The following is a 14,932-nucleotide window of genomic DNA, read 5'->3' as shown; positions in this document are numbered from 1 at the left end:
CACCTCACTGAGAGCCGTAAATTGCTTGCAGCTGTGACTGGAGAATCGGTTCATACTCGGTTCTAGCTATTGAAGCTAACTGCTGTCCCGAGATTATGTTTGCCTGTTCTAGCTGCTGCTTGAGACCGAGAGTAAGGTGTGCGTTTAGCGATTCCACCCGAATCAGTTCTCTAATAAGGTTATCGCCAGACATGCCTTGCAGATCCTGGCCGTAGGCAACGTTTCCATAACGTCTTCCAACCTCGAACTTTTCCAGCTCGCGGTAAGACACGGTATCTGTGTCCTTTGCTTCATCCGACGCGGTTGCATTCCAATACGATTGTGCAGAAGGAGTTTCCAAAGCGTCATTGATAAACTGCTCTGTGCTTGGCACAGGCATTCTGTTAGCGATGGCTTCAATAGCTGGCTGCTCTGCAGCGGATATCATTGATTGGTATTGAGTACTGGTACCTATATAGGCTTGTCCAGCGGCCGTGTCGGCTTCTCCCTTCTCTAACTGTGGCGCGACATTTCTGCGAGTAGCGTTTCTAACGTAAAGACGCGCAACATCTGCTTGTTCTTGTGTGAAGGTAGCGTCTTCGGTTTTTCCGTAAGGGCCTGCACCTATTAACACTGATGCAACGCGTTTGTCCGCTGCTGGCATCTCAGTATTTGCAGCAGGACATACGTTAGTTCCGCCATACCTTGCTGCGTCCGAAGGAGAGCAAAACTCACTAGTCGAATTTGCCGTCTGCAACGCAGCAATATCACTAGGTTCTGCGGGACCGTTTACCAAGAGATTGCTTGCCTCGTTAAGAGTGCTCAATGAGGCGCCCCCACCGCCCCCTTCTATGGACGTTCTGTTTCGCGTAGCCCCTGCCGATGCTGGCGATGCTCCCCCTGATGCAGACTCTACACAGATAGAACTTGGTACTTGAACAGCGTTTCTAGCTTGATAAAGGCGCTCATTGTAGGCTTGCTTTACAGCTAGATTTCTCTCTGCCTCTGAAGCTGACTGAACCGCCGATGATATCTGCTGGGCACTTGAGTTGATGGCTGCGCCTAACTGCTGGAGTGTTATTTCTAGATTTGTGACGAATGGAATCCAGTGCATTGTGATGAACTGAGTCATTGGTGCACTAGCGACAACTGAAACTGGCCATGCGGCATACACAGGGGCACTGACGAGCAACAGTGCTGCAGCTAATGGTTTAATATGTATTTTGAATTTCATGCCGCTTGCTCCTCTTCAATGGTATCTTCGTGTTCTACAAGGAGCTCTGACGCCAGCTTTTGAGTAATCGAACTGTTGAGTTCGCCTTCACTGTCGTCCCCCATCCTTCGCTTCATCGCTCTTATTCGTTGTGTAGCACTTCCTTTCGGGAAAGCTTTTGCCAGAATTTTTCGGGCAATTGTTTGTTCTACACGTTGATAAAGTTCTGCACGTAATGCCATGTCCCACTGGTTTGTGTTGTAGCACCAGAGTTCTATAGGCCCGAGAGTGTTGGTCAAAATTTGTGTAATTTGACCAATCTTCGTTTTAAAGATGGCAAGCATATTCCCCCCGTGCGGGCCCGGGCCATTACACTCCCTATCTAGCCTTTTTTGAGCATCATCTGAGATACGTAGGCGTTCCTTGAGAATTTGCGCATCGCTCTCCGATTTGCCTCGCATGACATAGATGGACGTTGCGGCATCAATCAGAGGGGTTGGTACGTCGACAAGGTATTGTGTTGCAATAGGAATGCGTACACCTGATTTTCGACCTTCTCGAGCGTCCGTAATAATCATGTCAACGACGACATCAATACCGCCAGTGTTGTGAAATTCATCCCAACACAGCGTCTTCATTTCCTCCGCCACATCGCGGAGCCTAGTTTTGTGATACTCCTGGTATAAATCTGGCACTACGGGGAGAAGAGATTCAGCGTTAATGAAGTAGTTTTTTGCGCCCATATTTCGCGCAAACATGTAGAACAGAGCGTTTTGAACTCGACCCTCTTTGGTTTTTCCCATCAATACTTGTCCCATCTCAATGACAACGATGCGTGATTCAGATGAGATATCAAAGACTGTGCGCCCGGCAAAGCACGCATATTTGTGTGAAGCCGCTGAAAGGCAACGTTCAACGTAGTGGATAAGGGATTCACCCGTTGCCGTTTTAGCGCCACCATAAAGCTGCTTAATACTCGGGGTATTAAGCGCAGCATTAAAGTCGGTAAGTACAGGCACCGCTTGACGCTGTGCTAGCGTGGCCTCGTATGTGTGGCCATGGTTGAAAAGAATATCCATCACTTCATACCACGGCGTCTCACGCCACCAGTCATCATCATGCTCTTGATAGATTTCAAGTTGGTGAAGAACATCATCAACTCTATTTTCAACGCCTACTTCATAGTTATGGGGGGTAGTACGAGCGCATTTATCGTACACAGTATCGATAAGTTCAGACATTAAATCGCTCACACCTGCTGGCGCTGACATTGTGCTGGCGTCATAGCAGAGCATTGACAAGAATGAGCGAAGATAGTCCTTATCGTGAGCCGTTGGGTATCTGCAACCAAGGTGCAGGTCGAATTGATTGACACCGTACTCACGGCTATTTCGAAGTGTGATCTCGACTACTTCATGCTTCTGGCCTTCAGGTAAAGAGTCCCGTAAAAATGCGACTTGCCCCTGAGCACTCCGCCCTTTATCAATCCAGGTAATCAAAGGAAGGCGTATCGCTCCAGGTGAATGGATCAAGGCTGAGTTTAATGTATTCAGCAATACCGATTTACCCGACCCTGGGGGAGCTACCATCAACTCAATCCATAAATCTTGCATGGGGCTGCATAGTTCAACAGGATACGCCTTACCTTCAGGAGTACGGAGGATCATCTGTCCATGCTCCCAAACCGATGCAGGCCTTCGGAGAGGCATCATGCTAAGGGCATCATGCATAGGTGGCACTGCGGTGGCTGCCGGGTTTGAGCGTGTCATGCCTGGCATAGTTGCTGCCCATGCAGCAAAAGGATCTCCATGGGTTCCTGTGACACTGCAACCGCCCCACCCTTGAATTGCTTTTTCTAGGCGTGACAAATTCCGCTTAACTTCTGTGTAGTCTTCAGCCCAGGTTGAAAACGTAATCGCGAAACCACAAGCAATGTCGTCTCCCTCTCTCTCCAACTTCGACATATAGTCAAACGAATCGCGTACCGCTCGGTTGTGGTCGGTCATGGCGGTGAATGATGCCACCATGCGCTCAAGCCTTTTCGCATTGAGTCCATTCGGTGTTAGGTCATACCTCACACGCCAAGGGATCGAATGATCCATTGAGTTATAAAGGGATTCAAATATTTGGGGATCTCTGGGGAACTGTGTCATTGAAAGAGTCCCATGAAAGACCCCATCTGATTCTACGATTTCACCCATGCCCTTAGGGTTGACTATATCTTGCGAAAAAATTTGGTAACCAATCATAGGTGCTGTGAGGTTAGAGTAATCATCTTTGCTCTCACTGCCAGTGGGCACGAAGCGATCACCAAACAAAGTTGGTCTCCAGTCGCTATGAGTGCTCTTTCTCTGCACCATTGTCTTGAGTTCTTTTACCAACCGGTGCGATGGTAGAGGACGTAATAGTATTCCGTTTTCATTCTCTCCCGCTTGAGAAAAATCACTCAGCACAGTTTGACAGAACGTATCGTGTGAGATTTTTAGTGATTCCAGAGCATTGACGGGAGATTGTCCATACATGATGGATGGCAGCTTGCTTTCAGCTCGCTTCTGCTGTAACTCGCTTACATCGTTTTTCAGCTGGTCTTTAGACAATATCGCTGGGCTTGTATAAACGACGAGGTAAGCCGGTTCATGGGCAACATATGGAATATTACGTTTGACCCGGTCAATTAGCATGTCTACGGATTGGAGCCCCATACGTTTTGCCGTATTTATTGAAGGCGCTGCTAACTCCATTAACTGCTGTTCTGCCCCTTTAGGATCGTGCTCGAACACGACACTAAATTGGTGGCCAGTTCCAAAATAGCCTATTGCCTTAGTCCGGATCTCCTGGCAAAGAGTTAAAAAATGCTCTTTGCCCATAATCTGGTATGCTCCCTGAAGGTCAAAAACCGTCATAAGAGTGCAATCTTTACATACCAGTGTTGTTGAAACGGCATCAGGATCAACATCAAGCTCTTGTTGCGAAACACCCAAATTTGTAGTGAGTTCGCAATAGTCCACGGGCTGCTTTCCGCTGACGAACCTTGATACGGTAGCAAGAACTGATTCAAGTGCATCCACAGACCAATTAAGCATTGCCACTCCCCTGCCCTTTTGCTTGCGCTGTAAGACTCAAATTATTGAACTGTTCCAAATGATCTTTCCATGAATTAATCGGTGGCATGCTAGGGTTGCTCGAACCACCCGAAGACGTTAACTTTTCTTGTGACAAGGCTAATGCAAGCTCACTGAAAACTAGCTTTCTTGTGTTGGGAAGAGACCTTTCAACAGCCGCATCAATGGCCACTGGGTTGTCAGTGGCCCATTGGGATGCAGCGACAAATTCCGCATGTGCAAAAAGCCATTTTTCCAGCTGCTCAGCTTCTTCTACCTTTTCTTTGCTTCCGCTTTGCTTTGCAAACTGAATGGCCTTTTGCAGATGTGAAATCCACTTTGCTTGAAGCTCAGCAGTGAAGATAACTTTGTCATCCTCGCCTAGTTCATTCAGCCGATAATAATGAACGCATACCGCACAAACATTGATTGAAACACCCGTTTCCAAATTGTCCGGCGCGACAGAGAATTTCGCTGGGCTCCGGCAGTGCGTACACTGTGTATTAGCGTCAATGCTTTTTTGCAGTTCGCTGTTTTTATCAATGCCGAAGTGAAGGTTTTCCATGACTAGCCTCATGTTAGCGGGTCAAGGGCTTGAAGTTGCCCTTGACCCTAGTTACAGGTTTTATTTATTAGGTACAGTCCCGTAATCAGTTTCTTGAACGCCGAGAGTTTCGCCACCGGTGATCATAAAGGCGCCTGTCGCAGCGAGAACTGCCCCTGCCACCATCGGCCCAACAATTTTGGTGATAGGCGTTTGTGGCGCACCATCATCCCGGGTTTCACGGCTCCGTTTATACATGTTCAACCCGCCCCACCCTGCGATAATGAAACCGATGGCAGCGAAAATAGTCCCGGCTGAGTCAGCAATGCCCTTACCTTGCTCTGCCACTGTACTTGCAGTGCCAGCAAACCCCCCTGTCTGAGCAAAAGCAGACTGTGCACCGGTCACCAGGGCCGCCCCTGTAAAAAAGGCTGATCGGCTCGCTGGATTGCTATTATTGATATAGCTCTCCAGTTTGATTGATAGTGAGGTCTGGATTTTTGCAGTTGCTGTTTTGATAGTTTTAGAGACGTTTTTCATGATTGCTCCTATGATCACCATGCTAGGTTTACTGTTTCTGCTGCTGCGTCAAGTACGCTTGGAATTTGGACTAGGCACGCCCCCGCGACAATATGCCCAAGTCCTTTAGAAACCGAATCGCCAGCATATTGCCCGCGACCAGACTGCTCTGATGCGCTTCTAAGTAGTAGAAGCCCTTTTAGAGCGAACCAACCACCGAACATCGTAGCCAGGGTGAGAACGGCATCTATACCCTGGGCTAGCAATCCGTAACGCTCGGTACTTGCATATGAGATTGGACTATACCCCCTCGCAGTTAGACCGAGTGATTCAGATGTCGTATTAATCAGGAAAGGTAGGTTGGCTAAAAAAACACCGATAAAAAAAACGGATATTTTCGCCCCATTGCTAATTTGAGGTGGCCCAGGCCTCTGCGTGTCTTTAACCCATTCCAAGATGGTTTTACCGCCATAGATAAAACCAATTAACCCTGCAATCGACCACAACATAAGCCAGAATGCAGTTTGAAGATTCTCTGCCGCACTGACTACCATCGACATCAAATCGCCATTCATAACGCTAGCTCTCCCGCTGTCGTGACGACCGTCCTCTCTCTGTTATTGATGGAGATGACGTACTCATTCCCAAACCAATCACCTTCACCTACGATGTAGGTGCGGCCCTGAGGCGTGTGAATCCATGCCTCATCTTCTAGGAGTTTGGTCAGCCGAAACCCATGGCTAGTGGTATTTCGATTTTGTGTACGACCTTCGTCTGCAGAATTTGATTGTGCATATAGAGCTTTGCCACTGAGTTCGCTTCGCAGTGCGTTATTTGAGCGCTGCATTTCACTCAGTTCGGTTTGATACTGCTGTCGATTTTGCACTAGCTCATCTACTTGCTGCTCAAGTGAGCGCAAAGCTTGTCCTTGAGCGATCAGTCCTTGTTGAAAAGCTTCTGTTTGAACTCTTAGGTTTCGTAGTGCTTGGGCAACTTCCCCTCCATCACGCTCAGCTGCAGGTACTGGAGTAGGATAATCAACAACTCGAGGCGCCTCCATTTGACTGTCAGCTTCAGGGGCTGCATAGGTTGTTTCAGGCACCTCTGTTTCACGACTTGACTGATTTTGAGAATCATTAGCCGCCCCACCCTGCACCTCGTTTTGTGCCCCTGATGTGTTAGAAAAGGCCACTTCTGAGGGAGCTGTGTTTCCGCCACCACCGATATTGATGTATAAAACATACCCGAAAGCTAACAACAGTACGGCGAGTGCGCCGCCTAAAAAGACTTTGTTCTCGGGTTTCATTGAAGCTCTCCTTGTCCAGGAACAAAGATATTGGAACGTGTCGTTCTTTGTTGATTACCCATTGGCTGATAGGTTTGTGGACGCTCAGGCTGCTGAGAGGGCTGGCTTATTTGATCTAGATCAACGCGCTGTCCACCAGCTCCTAACTCATCAGCGGCAGTAACAGAACCGATGATCTGAATACCAATTGTTGTACCACCGGCCACTAAAACCTGCTTGATGGGGATTCTTGAGGCATCCTGCTCTAGAACATTTGCAGTTTGGCCAGCAAGCCCACCAACAAAGGCCCCGGCTACTTCTCTATCGTCAACGTCACCGTCATTGGTCTTCACTGTAGTTCCGAGCCCGGTAATCACCGTAGTCTGTGACGCATCTTCATAGAGCTCGCCAGCTCGGGCTACACCACGCGCTAAAGCAGGGATTACGATCCTCTCAAAATATCTTCTGTTTACATCGCCACTGAGCGCTGTTCTGCGCGTCTCAACGTCGAGTGGTTTTGCATTCACAGTGTATGTTTTGCCTCTCCAACGCATAGCGGTAAACGTAAAGTCGACGGTGTTTTCCAAGCGCTGGTAGCCTGACGCATAAAAGCGCATTCCTGCGTAGGGGCCAGCGGGAACTTCAGCTGTAACAAGTGAGTTCTCATCAGTGTCGATGTGGGTATCCAATATCGCAGGAATGACTGCGTAATCTGGCAGAATTTTATGGCTGAGCGCTTGCTGAGCGGATTGCTCGTTCGAAGCCGTTTGTTCTGTTATTTCTCCGTTTGAGTTTCGCATATGCGAAGCCTGACCCGAGTTCGGCTGTTGCCACTCAGTTCCAATTGTGTTGGCCATACCAGACGGTTTCGGTGTCCATGACGCCATCATGCCCTGAACATTGTTTATCAGTTCTTCACTGACCTGACGATTCTGTTCCTGTGGCGGAGGAGGCTGATAAGCATACGTTGGTGCCGGTTGCGGCTGATTTGCTTGCTCAGGCGGTTGTGTTGGTTCTTGGGCAGTTTGTTGCTCCGCCTCTTCTTGCTGAGCACTCAGTACGGACAGATAAGAGTCGTTAGAACTACGTGCTGATTCAGCATTATTCTTGTTATAGTCAGCTAATAGAGATGCGTAATACTCAGATTCTGCCGTTTCGCGCGAGCTACTTCCGGGGCCCCCTACTCGACTGACAGAGGAATCCGGCTGGTTGGGTGAAGTCCCAGCGGCAATCCATGTCCAAGCAAGGTAGATAAGTACCAGGACTGCTATAACGGCTAGAGCGCCAATAGTGAGATTTCGCTTTGCTTGATTATCTTGAGCCATTCCTTATCCCCCCTTTTAGATATCCAGTTTCAGTGTGACCGTGCGCCCTTCTGACGAAAGCGCCACAAAAGGAGTGATTGGCAGCTTGTAAACATGAGTGCCGTCAGCAGACGATAAAGTGCGTTCGAAAGAAGTACGGATTGGCAAAGAAGTCCTGAGATACAAACTGTCATCAAACATCCATGCGTTTGCGTCCAGGTCTGAAGGGGCTAAATCAACTGACTGAGATCCACTCGGCGGCAGGCCGTCAAGGAAGTCCTGCATAACTTGATCGTAAAGAGCAATTTGGTCACTGCCGGTAGTCGGGGACTGAGCATTGGGCCCTCGACCAGGTATTCGTAGGTCATGGCGAGAGTCGTAATAATGTTCGCTAGAATTTGATCTTGGATTGATGGTCGATAGCTTTACAGAAACGGGTATCGGCATTCCTTGAAGTACGACTGTTATACTGCCTTCGTTATATGAAGTTAAAGGGCTAACAGAGATCATATTCGTCCCTTCTAACCAATTCACATCGAATAAATCATTCCGTGAAACGCGAGGTGACGCTGCGAGTGGCCAAGGAGCCCCTGTACTGTCAACAAAGACCAGCGTTGATAACTCATTAGGCATGCTGCGTAGTTCTGGCACGGCAGAACCAGGGGCGAGCTCTACGGAAGTCGAGCGTATCTGCCCTACACCATTAACAGGCCGAGCAATAGCCGCACGGCGTGTATCTTCGTAATAGTCACGAAGGTCAGTAATTTGATCAGGAGCCAGGGGGCTTACCATATTTCTGGCATCTTCCAATTGAGAAGGCGGCGGCAACGGTGCCAGGTCAGTTACCGCATAAGGATTCTGGATCTGTCGATACTGCTGTTGGCCGTATCCTGAAGATGTCTGTGGTTGATTAATGGATTGACGGGCTTGCTGTGCTCCCGGGGCGTCTGGGAACCCCCCTGTAGGCACACCTTGAGCAGCTGAAGGTTGCTGGGGCATTTGTCCTTGCGGCTGAGGCTGCCCCTGAGGGGCAGTATATAGTTGCTCTTGGTTATTCGCCCTAGCCGCTGCAGGAACCCACCCCTTTTGCGCTGCTTCTTCGGCAGTAGTTGGTTCACCGGATTGCTCCTGTGCATAAGCCCCACTAGCTAATACAACTGAGCCAAGCATTAAAGCTGATACTTGGCGAGTAAGGGTTTTGAGCATCGTCATTATCTTGGCTCCGTGACAACTTGAGTAATTGCGATGCCTTGGGCATCAATGGCTGTTGAGATTCGCTGAACCCTTACAGTTGCCAGGAATTTTTGGTCGGGCCTCTCAGATGTTTGCCCAGCCAACTTAACGGTGAGAGGGAAATTCACGACATACACGCGACGGCCATCCACTACCCCCTGTTGAACAAGCACGCCGGTTTCAGTCGTGGCGTTCATGTTATAACGGCCGTTCCTGATTGAATCTAGAATGCCGGAATTTGAGAGGCTATTGATAAACGACTGAAAACCAGAATCAGTAAAGTAATGGCGAGAGTCTTCAAGCTGCTCCCGATAATTCACAAAATCGAGAGTCATTGAACGGCGAGTAGCTTTCTGGGCGAAGTCAATGACATCCGCAACGGACATAACCGGCTGATCAAGAGGGATTAAAGGTATGATTCGACCATTACCAGTTGCGGCAAAATATCTTGGTTCGACGTTGGCTACCTTGTACCCAAGGTAGCCATTTAGCCCTATAGAGCCAGCCAAACATAGACCCATGATGAACGATACCTTTGTCACACCAGAAGCGACTCGTGATACGAACTGTCTCGATTGCTCATTAAGGAGAACGCCACCAAAAACGCTGAGCGATTTGTCTTGCTCATCATTTTCCGGTTTAGATTTCCTGTTCTGGTTCGGGGATTCGGGAATTGCAGTCGCTCTAGCTGAATGCTCCTCATGACTATCATCCTGATCCCTGCGGCTTTTAGTAAACACAGCATTCCTCGCCAAATATATACTTTACTGGAATTGAGGCCGATTCTAGCACTATTTGTCTTTAGTATTAACTATACATCACAAAAATCAAACAGGTCACCATCTGAGCCTAAATCAGAGCAAATATCTTACAAGCTGTAAGATATCTCCTACAAAGCAATGGCTTATTTCTTACACCGTGTAAGAGATCTCTTACAAAAAGAACTTCTGATAGAAAAAATGCCGAACACGTAAGCTACAGGTTTGCATGATTTTGACTAATTAAAATTAGAAAAGCTACCGCCTATCAAGGACAGAATATCGATACATTTTTCCAATGAAACCAGGAGCCTTTTGAGGAGCTGCAGTCGATGATTTACAATGAAATTGTAGAGACGAAAGATAGGCGAGCCTGACGACTCCAATAACTGGCTTAGCTTGCTAAAAAGGGAGGGGGTTATAATGCGCGATACATCATCAATTCTGCCCACGACCGCCTTCAAAGCGTTCGCTCAGAAGTAGTCTGTTTAAATGGGGCTATGTCGCTTAGTGAGCTGACCTGAGGGACTAATTAGAGGCTGACTAATTCCTACTCAAGAATGATCGAATAGCCCGTTCCGCCAGCCAGAGGATCAGCAACAAGTCGCCCGGAACGTTTGGGATAGATGCCATGTCAGATTGACAAAAGGCGACATAGTGGAAAACATCGATGTTAAATGGCTTGGCGGAACGATAGCGTGTCGGTGGGTATAGGATCGGCCTCTAGCGTGTAGCGTTAATCAATCTGGGGTGACATCGGTAGGAGAGAGGTTAATTAACGCTCATTCGTTATATCAATCTAGGAAATGACATATATGGAAAATGCAGATAAATATCAGCAAACACGACAGCTACTTAGCATTGTAGGCAATCAATCTAATGGCATAATTCAGCAAGACGAAGCTAAAATTGCTCAGCAAAAACTCGACCAATCAACGCCCGACACCACAGGTGCTAAAACGATTATCGATAAATTGCGTAGCAATGAGATGCATCCAGCATTAAGGGATGCTGTAAATAAAGCCGCTTATGAAGTTGCAACTCCGCCTAGTGAGGCTCAGCGGAGTCGGCCACGCATGTAGTAGAAGCTATCCAATTAAACACGGCCCTGCTCTGCCTAGAGCAGGGCTTTTTTTATGCTCAAAAGTCGCCTTCAAGTCCTGAACTAAACTCAGGCGCGCTTAAGCTACCGCAAAATGATTGAGAAACTCACCGGCATCTCGGCCGGCGACGTGCAACAGCGTTTTGTTGCACTGGTGGTGCCTCCGGGGCATCGCCTTGAAGAGCACCTGGCGAACGCTTACCCAATTGTCCTTGGGCCGCTTGTCCGGTGATGCTTGACACCGGTGTCGGAGACTGTCCTTGCGTTGAGGGCAATGTATGCGTCGATGGCTGGCTAGACTCACCACGATTAGCCTCCTTGAGCAAGGAGGTCAATTGACTGTCAGCAGTTTCCTTATCGACACTGTTACTATAAAAGATTTTCGAAATTGTCCCTCCCTTAACCTCGCGAGGGCTTAAGTGTTTCATACTCTCCCCAACATCATTCAGTTCCTTGATACGTTCCTGATAGTGTTCTTCACTGATAGCCCCTATCTGGTAAAATGCGGTGGTCTGTTTCTTAGTAACCATCAACCGCTGCTCTGTGTTGCGCATGCCATTCGTGGTTGCATCGGTGATTGAGCGGTCAGGGCTCTGGAAGTGGTTGATAAAGTCACCCAGGCCGTCCTGGGTCAGCACATCGGAGGCGGTATAGTCTAGCTGCCGCGCGGCCCAGGCATCTTTAAGGGTTTCGGTATTAGCTTTGCCCCCGGCTAAAGACAAAGGTTTGCCATCATAGGTGGCCGTGCCTTCGGAGACCTGGCTTGCAAATCGCGCCAGGTCGAAAAAAGCAATCTTTTTCTGCTCAGTGTTTAGAATATTTTCTGGAGCATTCAAGATACTTCTTAAATTTTGCAACAAGAATAGGTTATACCCTAGATGACCACCCTCGTGATGACTGCCGCCAATGCCGATATCTCGATAGAAGTTGTCGCCACTTAGCAGCGATTGCTTGATCGTTTCAGCCTGCCCCATGTCGCGATACAGGGCGATTTTATTCGCTTCACTATCGCGGAGATTTAGATAACCCTTGCCGAAAAGATTTTCTAGTTGCTCCGACAGTGCGTCATTTTCAAAAAGCTGATTGGGCACAATATGATGAATCTGAAAACGATGCTTTACATCCCTGACCATGCCACCTCCTCCTTTATAAACTTGAATCAGTGCTGGCTGGAAACGACACGACAGCGATAAGGATCAAGTACTTTGGATAGTTTCTCGTCTTTCAGTGCGCGTAGCAGCGGGTCACTTAGGAAAAATGCATCTACAATTCTTTTTTCTATCCACAAATCAACGCCTTTAAGTGCTTCACTACTCAACGCTAAGCTGTCTTCATTATCCGCATGCCTTGGCTCCCAAATATCTCCATTGGTAAAAGGCGCTTTCCTTGCTTTAGGTGACTCCTCCGGCACAAAAGTATCTTTGGTCTCACCAAAGGCCAGGGTGAAATACTCGCCTTCGAACGGCGTCTTACGGTCATGATGAAACAGTTTGACCGGATGCAAGCCCGTTTGGCCCAGCTCAAAACGGCGCAGTACTTCGGCAAAACGGCCAGAAACCACCCACAAACCACCGGCACTGAAAATGTCCGGCAATTTCTTGTAATGGTGATATTCTGATTTCACATAGGCTTCTTTAGGAAAACTGTCTGTTGGAAGCGCTTCTCCTCGCTCAATACGCTTCATGGTATCGATGGCTCTTTCTTTATCTTCCAAGACATTGTCTTTCACAAAAGCATAAATTAGCGCCGGATCAGTTAGCGCGTTGGTGGCCCATATGCAGGAATCAAGGGTGTGGTAGCTCATCGTGTTTCTCCGTTGATTGGTGGTTCATTCGTTAGGCCAAAATGCACCCGTCAGCACCTATCTTTACGCTGTAGTAGCCCGCTTGATAGTCAGTAACGTCTTTATTGGCCTCATAATGACCTAAATTCCGGCCTTGCTTAAGGCTATCTGAAAAATAATTAAGAAAAACTCATCGGCATCTCAGCCGCCGACGTACAACAGCATTTTGTTGCGGTGGGGGTGGAGCTCCCGGGGCATCGCCTTGAAGAGCATCTGGCGAACGCCTATCCAATTTGCCCGGTGGTGAAACTGTCTATTGGCCGTGCTTCTCCCCGCTCAATGCGCCCATAGTGTCGATGGCTCTTTTTTTATCTTCTAGAACGTTGTCTTTCACAAAAGCATAAATTAAATCCGCGTCGGTCAGTGCGTTGGTAGCCCATACGTAGGTATCAAGGGTCTGGTAGCTCATCGTGTGTCTCCGTTGGTTGGTGTTGCGTGCAGCTAAAAACATAGGCGTCAGCGTCTAGCTATCAACGCTGACGGTTACGCTCTCAGCGAGGCATTCAAAAGCTGATTGGACAGATCTGTAGTTATTTCAGTTACTATTCCCTCATTGTCGTTAAGCATCATATAAGAGCACTCTCCAGCATTCATAATAGAAAGCTAATTCAAGCGGTATGAAAAAAGCAACTTTTAATTAACATTGGCCTAGAACCTTATTCATGCCCAATCACCTAACAGCTCTGTGTCTTTCGGCCATACCGGCACTCCCTGCTTTGCGAATACACAGGAGATGGGCGTAGCGCTGTTCTATTACATTATAATGGTCGATGGCTATCTAATAAGTGGTTAAGCACCCTTGGAAACGGCACACTTCATGACTGTCACCTCGATGATAAATGTCGACCGAGTCTGGATCATCCTATCAAGGTACGTTCAACGGTAGGCAAAAGAGCGGCTTTCTCGGTTAGTGTACCGATTGTCACCGCCCACGAGTCAACCAGCACCGAATCTGAGCCGCATGCGCAGCGCGGCAGCCATAAGCTGAGCGGTACGCGGATTGTATGTATCGATAACGAGACGCTGATTCTGGAAGGCATGACCGCCATGCTTAGCGGCTGGGGCTGCGAGGTGTTTACCGCCACCAGTATCGGCGAAGACAAATCGATCCTACGCAATATGGATGGCGACCCTGACGCTATTCTGGCGGGCTATCAACTGCTGCTGAAGCCCGTTAAACCGGCGGCACTACGAGCGCTATTGGCGCGTACGTTTCAGGCCAATCGTGCGGCGCGCTTAGCTTTGCACGAAAAGCATTCGTACTCCTTTAATGAGCAGAAAGGAAATTGAAGCTAATCAAAAGATAAGAAAGCATAGGAGTAAGTAGTTAATTTTTATTTTTGAGAATCGCCGGGCTGAGCCCGACGATGTCTCTGCCATCACGTTAATTCAAAAGCAATTCCGTTAAAACTAAGCCAACTCAAAAGTAGATGGCTCGCTCAACCCAACAATGTTAACGCCGTCACCAATTTGCTGGGGACTGCTGATAGCCTCACCCTCAAGCACTTTCTCGTTTACGTCTTTTACTGACCAACTTGTGCCGCCAGCGAAGCGGATCAGTTCCACCTCATAGTCGACTCTGCTGAAATAGCGGTCTACTTCAATGCGATCGTCGCTGTTGATACGACTCAGGATCAGGTCATCATAATCACGGCTCAGTGTGATATCGCTCGGGGTGATGTCAGCAGCGAAATCAATAACGTCTATGGCGTCCTCATCACTGTACACATAATTATCAATGCGATCAGCCCCCCAGCCACGGGCGAAGTGGTATACGTCCGAGCCTTTGCCCCCTTCAAGGACATCGTCGCCGCCACCACCGGTTAGGGTATCGTTGCCATAGTCACCATCAAGCCTATCGTTGCCGAGACCACCTTCCAATACGTCATCACCGTCTCCCCCTTCGAGCCTATCGTTACCCGCACCACCGATTAAGATGTCATCACTGGCATAGCCTAACAGGTGATCGTCTTCCGCCGTCCCGATCAGTACCTTGGCCTTAACGTCGCCTACTGACCACTTTGTGCCGTCAGCGAAGCGGATCAGCTCCA

At 48.4% G+C, this 14,932-nt stretch carries 14 protein-coding genes and 1 pseudogene; 2 read left to right on the top strand and 13 right to left on the bottom strand.

The genetic code is table 11. The annotated features are described in order from the left end of the window. Nucleotides 1-4 precede the first annotated feature (4 nt). From traW to JI62_RS02510, 9 genes are read right to left on the bottom strand one after another with little or no spacing between them, the layout of a single operon-like run. Entirely contained in the window at nt 5-1,213 is a 1,209-nt protein-coding gene (traW, locus tag JI62_RS02550; RefSeq protein ID WP_088698670.1) for a conjugal transfer protein TraW, read from the bottom strand. After that, nucleotides 1,210-4,275, bottom strand: a complete 3,066-nt coding sequence (locus JI62_RS02545) for a conjugal transfer protein TraU (protein ID WP_088698669.1) — start codon at nt 4,273-4,275, stop codon at nt 1,210-1,212. The genes traW and JI62_RS02545 overlap by 4 nt, the downstream gene beginning before the upstream one ends. Beyond that, complete coding sequence (locus tag JI62_RS02540) at nt 4,268-4,858, bottom strand: hypothetical protein (RefSeq protein ID WP_088698668.1); 591 nt, start codon at nt 4,856-4,858, stop codon at nt 4,268-4,270. Before JI62_RS02540 ends, JI62_RS02545 begins: the two co-directional genes overlap by 8 nt. Before the next feature lie 60 nt (nt 4,859-4,918). Then, nucleotides 4,919-5,377 carry a hypothetical protein gene (locus JI62_RS02535; protein WP_088698667.1) on the bottom strand — a complete coding sequence of 153 codons (459 nt, stop codon included), beginning with the start codon at nt 5,375-5,377 and terminating at the stop codon, nt 4,919-4,921. 14 nt (nt 5,378-5,391) lie between these two features. After that, entirely contained in the window at nt 5,392-5,931 is a 540-nt protein-coding gene (gene traQ, locus JI62_RS02530) for a conjugal transfer protein TraQ (protein ID WP_088698666.1), read from the bottom strand. Further along, entirely contained in the window at nt 5,928-6,662 is a 735-nt protein-coding gene (locus tag JI62_RS02525) for a hypothetical protein (protein WP_088698665.1), read from the bottom strand. The genes traQ and JI62_RS02525 overlap by 4 nt, the downstream gene beginning before the upstream one ends. Continuing rightward, nucleotides 6,659-7,966 carry a conjugal transfer protein TraO gene (gene traO, locus JI62_RS02520; protein WP_088698664.1) on the bottom strand — a complete coding sequence of 436 codons (1,308 nt, stop codon included), beginning with the start codon at nt 7,964-7,966 and terminating at the stop codon, nt 6,659-6,661. The genes JI62_RS02525 and traO overlap by 4 nt, the downstream gene beginning before the upstream one ends. A 15-nt stretch (nt 7,967-7,981) precedes the next feature. Next, a complete protein-coding gene (locus JI62_RS02515) occupies nt 7,982-9,157 on the bottom strand; it encodes a DotH/IcmK family type IV secretion protein (RefSeq protein ID WP_088698663.1) in 1,176 nt (391 codons plus the stop codon). Next, nucleotides 9,157-9,918, bottom strand: a complete 762-nt coding sequence (locus tag JI62_RS02510) for a DotI/IcmL/TraM family protein (protein WP_088698662.1) — start codon at nt 9,916-9,918, stop codon at nt 9,157-9,159. The genes JI62_RS02515 and JI62_RS02510 overlap by 1 nt, the downstream gene beginning before the upstream one ends. 833 nt (nt 9,919-10,751) lie before the next feature. On the opposite strand from JI62_RS02510, the gene JI62_RS02505 reads away from it, so the two are divergent. After that, a complete protein-coding gene (locus JI62_RS02505) occupies nt 10,752-11,018 on the top strand; it encodes a hypothetical protein (protein WP_088698661.1) in 267 nt (88 codons plus the stop codon). Between the two features lie 127 nt (nt 11,019-11,145). On the opposite strand, the gene JI62_RS02500 is transcribed toward JI62_RS02505, so the two are convergent. From JI62_RS02500 to JI62_RS22560, 3 genes are all read right to left on the bottom strand, one after another. Then, nucleotides 11,146-12,171, bottom strand: coding sequence for an AHH domain-containing protein (locus JI62_RS02500; protein WP_088698660.1), 1,026 nt, complete (start codon nt 12,169-12,171; stop codon nt 11,146-11,148). Between the two features lie 26 nt (nt 12,172-12,197). Then, the gene (locus tag JI62_RS02495) at nt 12,198-12,842 is read right to left on the bottom strand and encodes an imm11 family protein (protein ID WP_088698659.1); all 645 of its coding nucleotides are present in this window, start codon (nt 12,840-12,842) and stop codon (nt 12,198-12,200) included. Between the two features lie 292 nt (nt 12,843-13,134). Further along, nucleotides 13,135-13,290, bottom strand: coding sequence for a hypothetical protein (locus JI62_RS22560; protein WP_170938465.1), 156 nt, complete (start codon nt 13,288-13,290; stop codon nt 13,135-13,137). Between the two features lie 425 nt (nt 13,291-13,715). Between JI62_RS22560 and JI62_RS02490 the strand changes: the two are divergent. Then, nucleotides 13,716-14,171, top strand: a pseudogene (locus tag JI62_RS02490) (hypothetical protein); the annotation flags it as partial. A 120-nt stretch (nt 14,172-14,291) separates the two neighbouring features. Here the strand turns inward: JI62_RS02490 and JI62_RS02485 are convergent. Continuing rightward, nucleotides 14,292-14,932 (bottom strand): calcium-binding protein (locus tag JI62_RS02485; RefSeq protein WP_276206541.1); only part of this gene is annotated, 641 nt, incomplete at its 5' end.

It is taken from the genome of Halomonas campaniensis (assembly GCF_002211105.1).
GTDB classification, from domain to species: Bacteria; Pseudomonadota; Gammaproteobacteria; order Pseudomonadales; family Halomonadaceae; genus Vreelandella; species Vreelandella campaniensis_A.
This window is presented reverse-complemented; position numbering and strand designations above follow the sequence as displayed.

What these genes read in the sequence shown, in the direction of transcription:
- traW (WP_088698670.1), bottom strand. Translation starts at nt 1,213, where the DNA reads ATGAAATTCAAAATACATATTAAACCATTAGCTGCAGCACTGTTGCTC.
- JI62_RS02545 (WP_088698669.1), bottom strand. Translation starts at nt 4,275, where the DNA reads ATGCTTAATTGGTCTGTGGATGCACTTGAATCAGTTCTTGCTACCGTA.
- JI62_RS02540 (WP_088698668.1), bottom strand. Translation starts at nt 4,858, where the DNA reads ATGGAAAACCTTCACTTCGGCATTGATAAAAACAGCGAACTGCAAAAA.
- JI62_RS02535 (WP_088698667.1), bottom strand. Translation starts at nt 5,377, where the DNA reads ATGAAAAACGTCTCTAAAACTATCAAAACAGCAACTGCAAAAATCCAG.
- traQ (WP_088698666.1), bottom strand. Translation starts at nt 5,931, where the DNA reads ATGAATGGCGATTTGATGTCGATGGTAGTCAGTGCGGCAGAGAATCTT.
- JI62_RS02525 (WP_088698665.1), bottom strand. Translation starts at nt 6,662, where the DNA reads ATGAAACCCGAGAACAAAGTCTTTTTAGGCGGCGCACTCGCCGTACTG.
- traO (WP_088698664.1), bottom strand. Translation starts at nt 7,966, where the DNA reads ATGGCTCAAGATAATCAAGCAAAGCGAAATCTCACTATTGGCGCTCTA.
- JI62_RS02515 (WP_088698663.1), bottom strand. Translation starts at nt 9,157, where the DNA reads ATGACGATGCTCAAAACCCTTACTCGCCAAGTATCAGCTTTAATGCTT.
- JI62_RS02505 (WP_088698661.1), top strand. Translation starts at nt 10,752, where the DNA reads ATGGAAAATGCAGATAAATATCAGCAAACACGACAGCTACTTAGCATT.
- JI62_RS02500 (WP_088698660.1), bottom strand. Translation starts at nt 12,171, where the DNA reads ATGGTCAGGGATGTAAAGCATCGTTTTCAGATTCATCATATTGTGCCC.
- JI62_RS02495 (WP_088698659.1), bottom strand. Translation starts at nt 12,842, where the DNA reads ATGAGCTACCACACCCTTGATTCCTGCATATGGGCCACCAACGCGCTA.
- JI62_RS22560 (WP_170938465.1), bottom strand. Translation starts at nt 13,290, where the DNA reads ATGAGCTACCAGACCCTTGATACCTACGTATGGGCTACCAACGCACTG.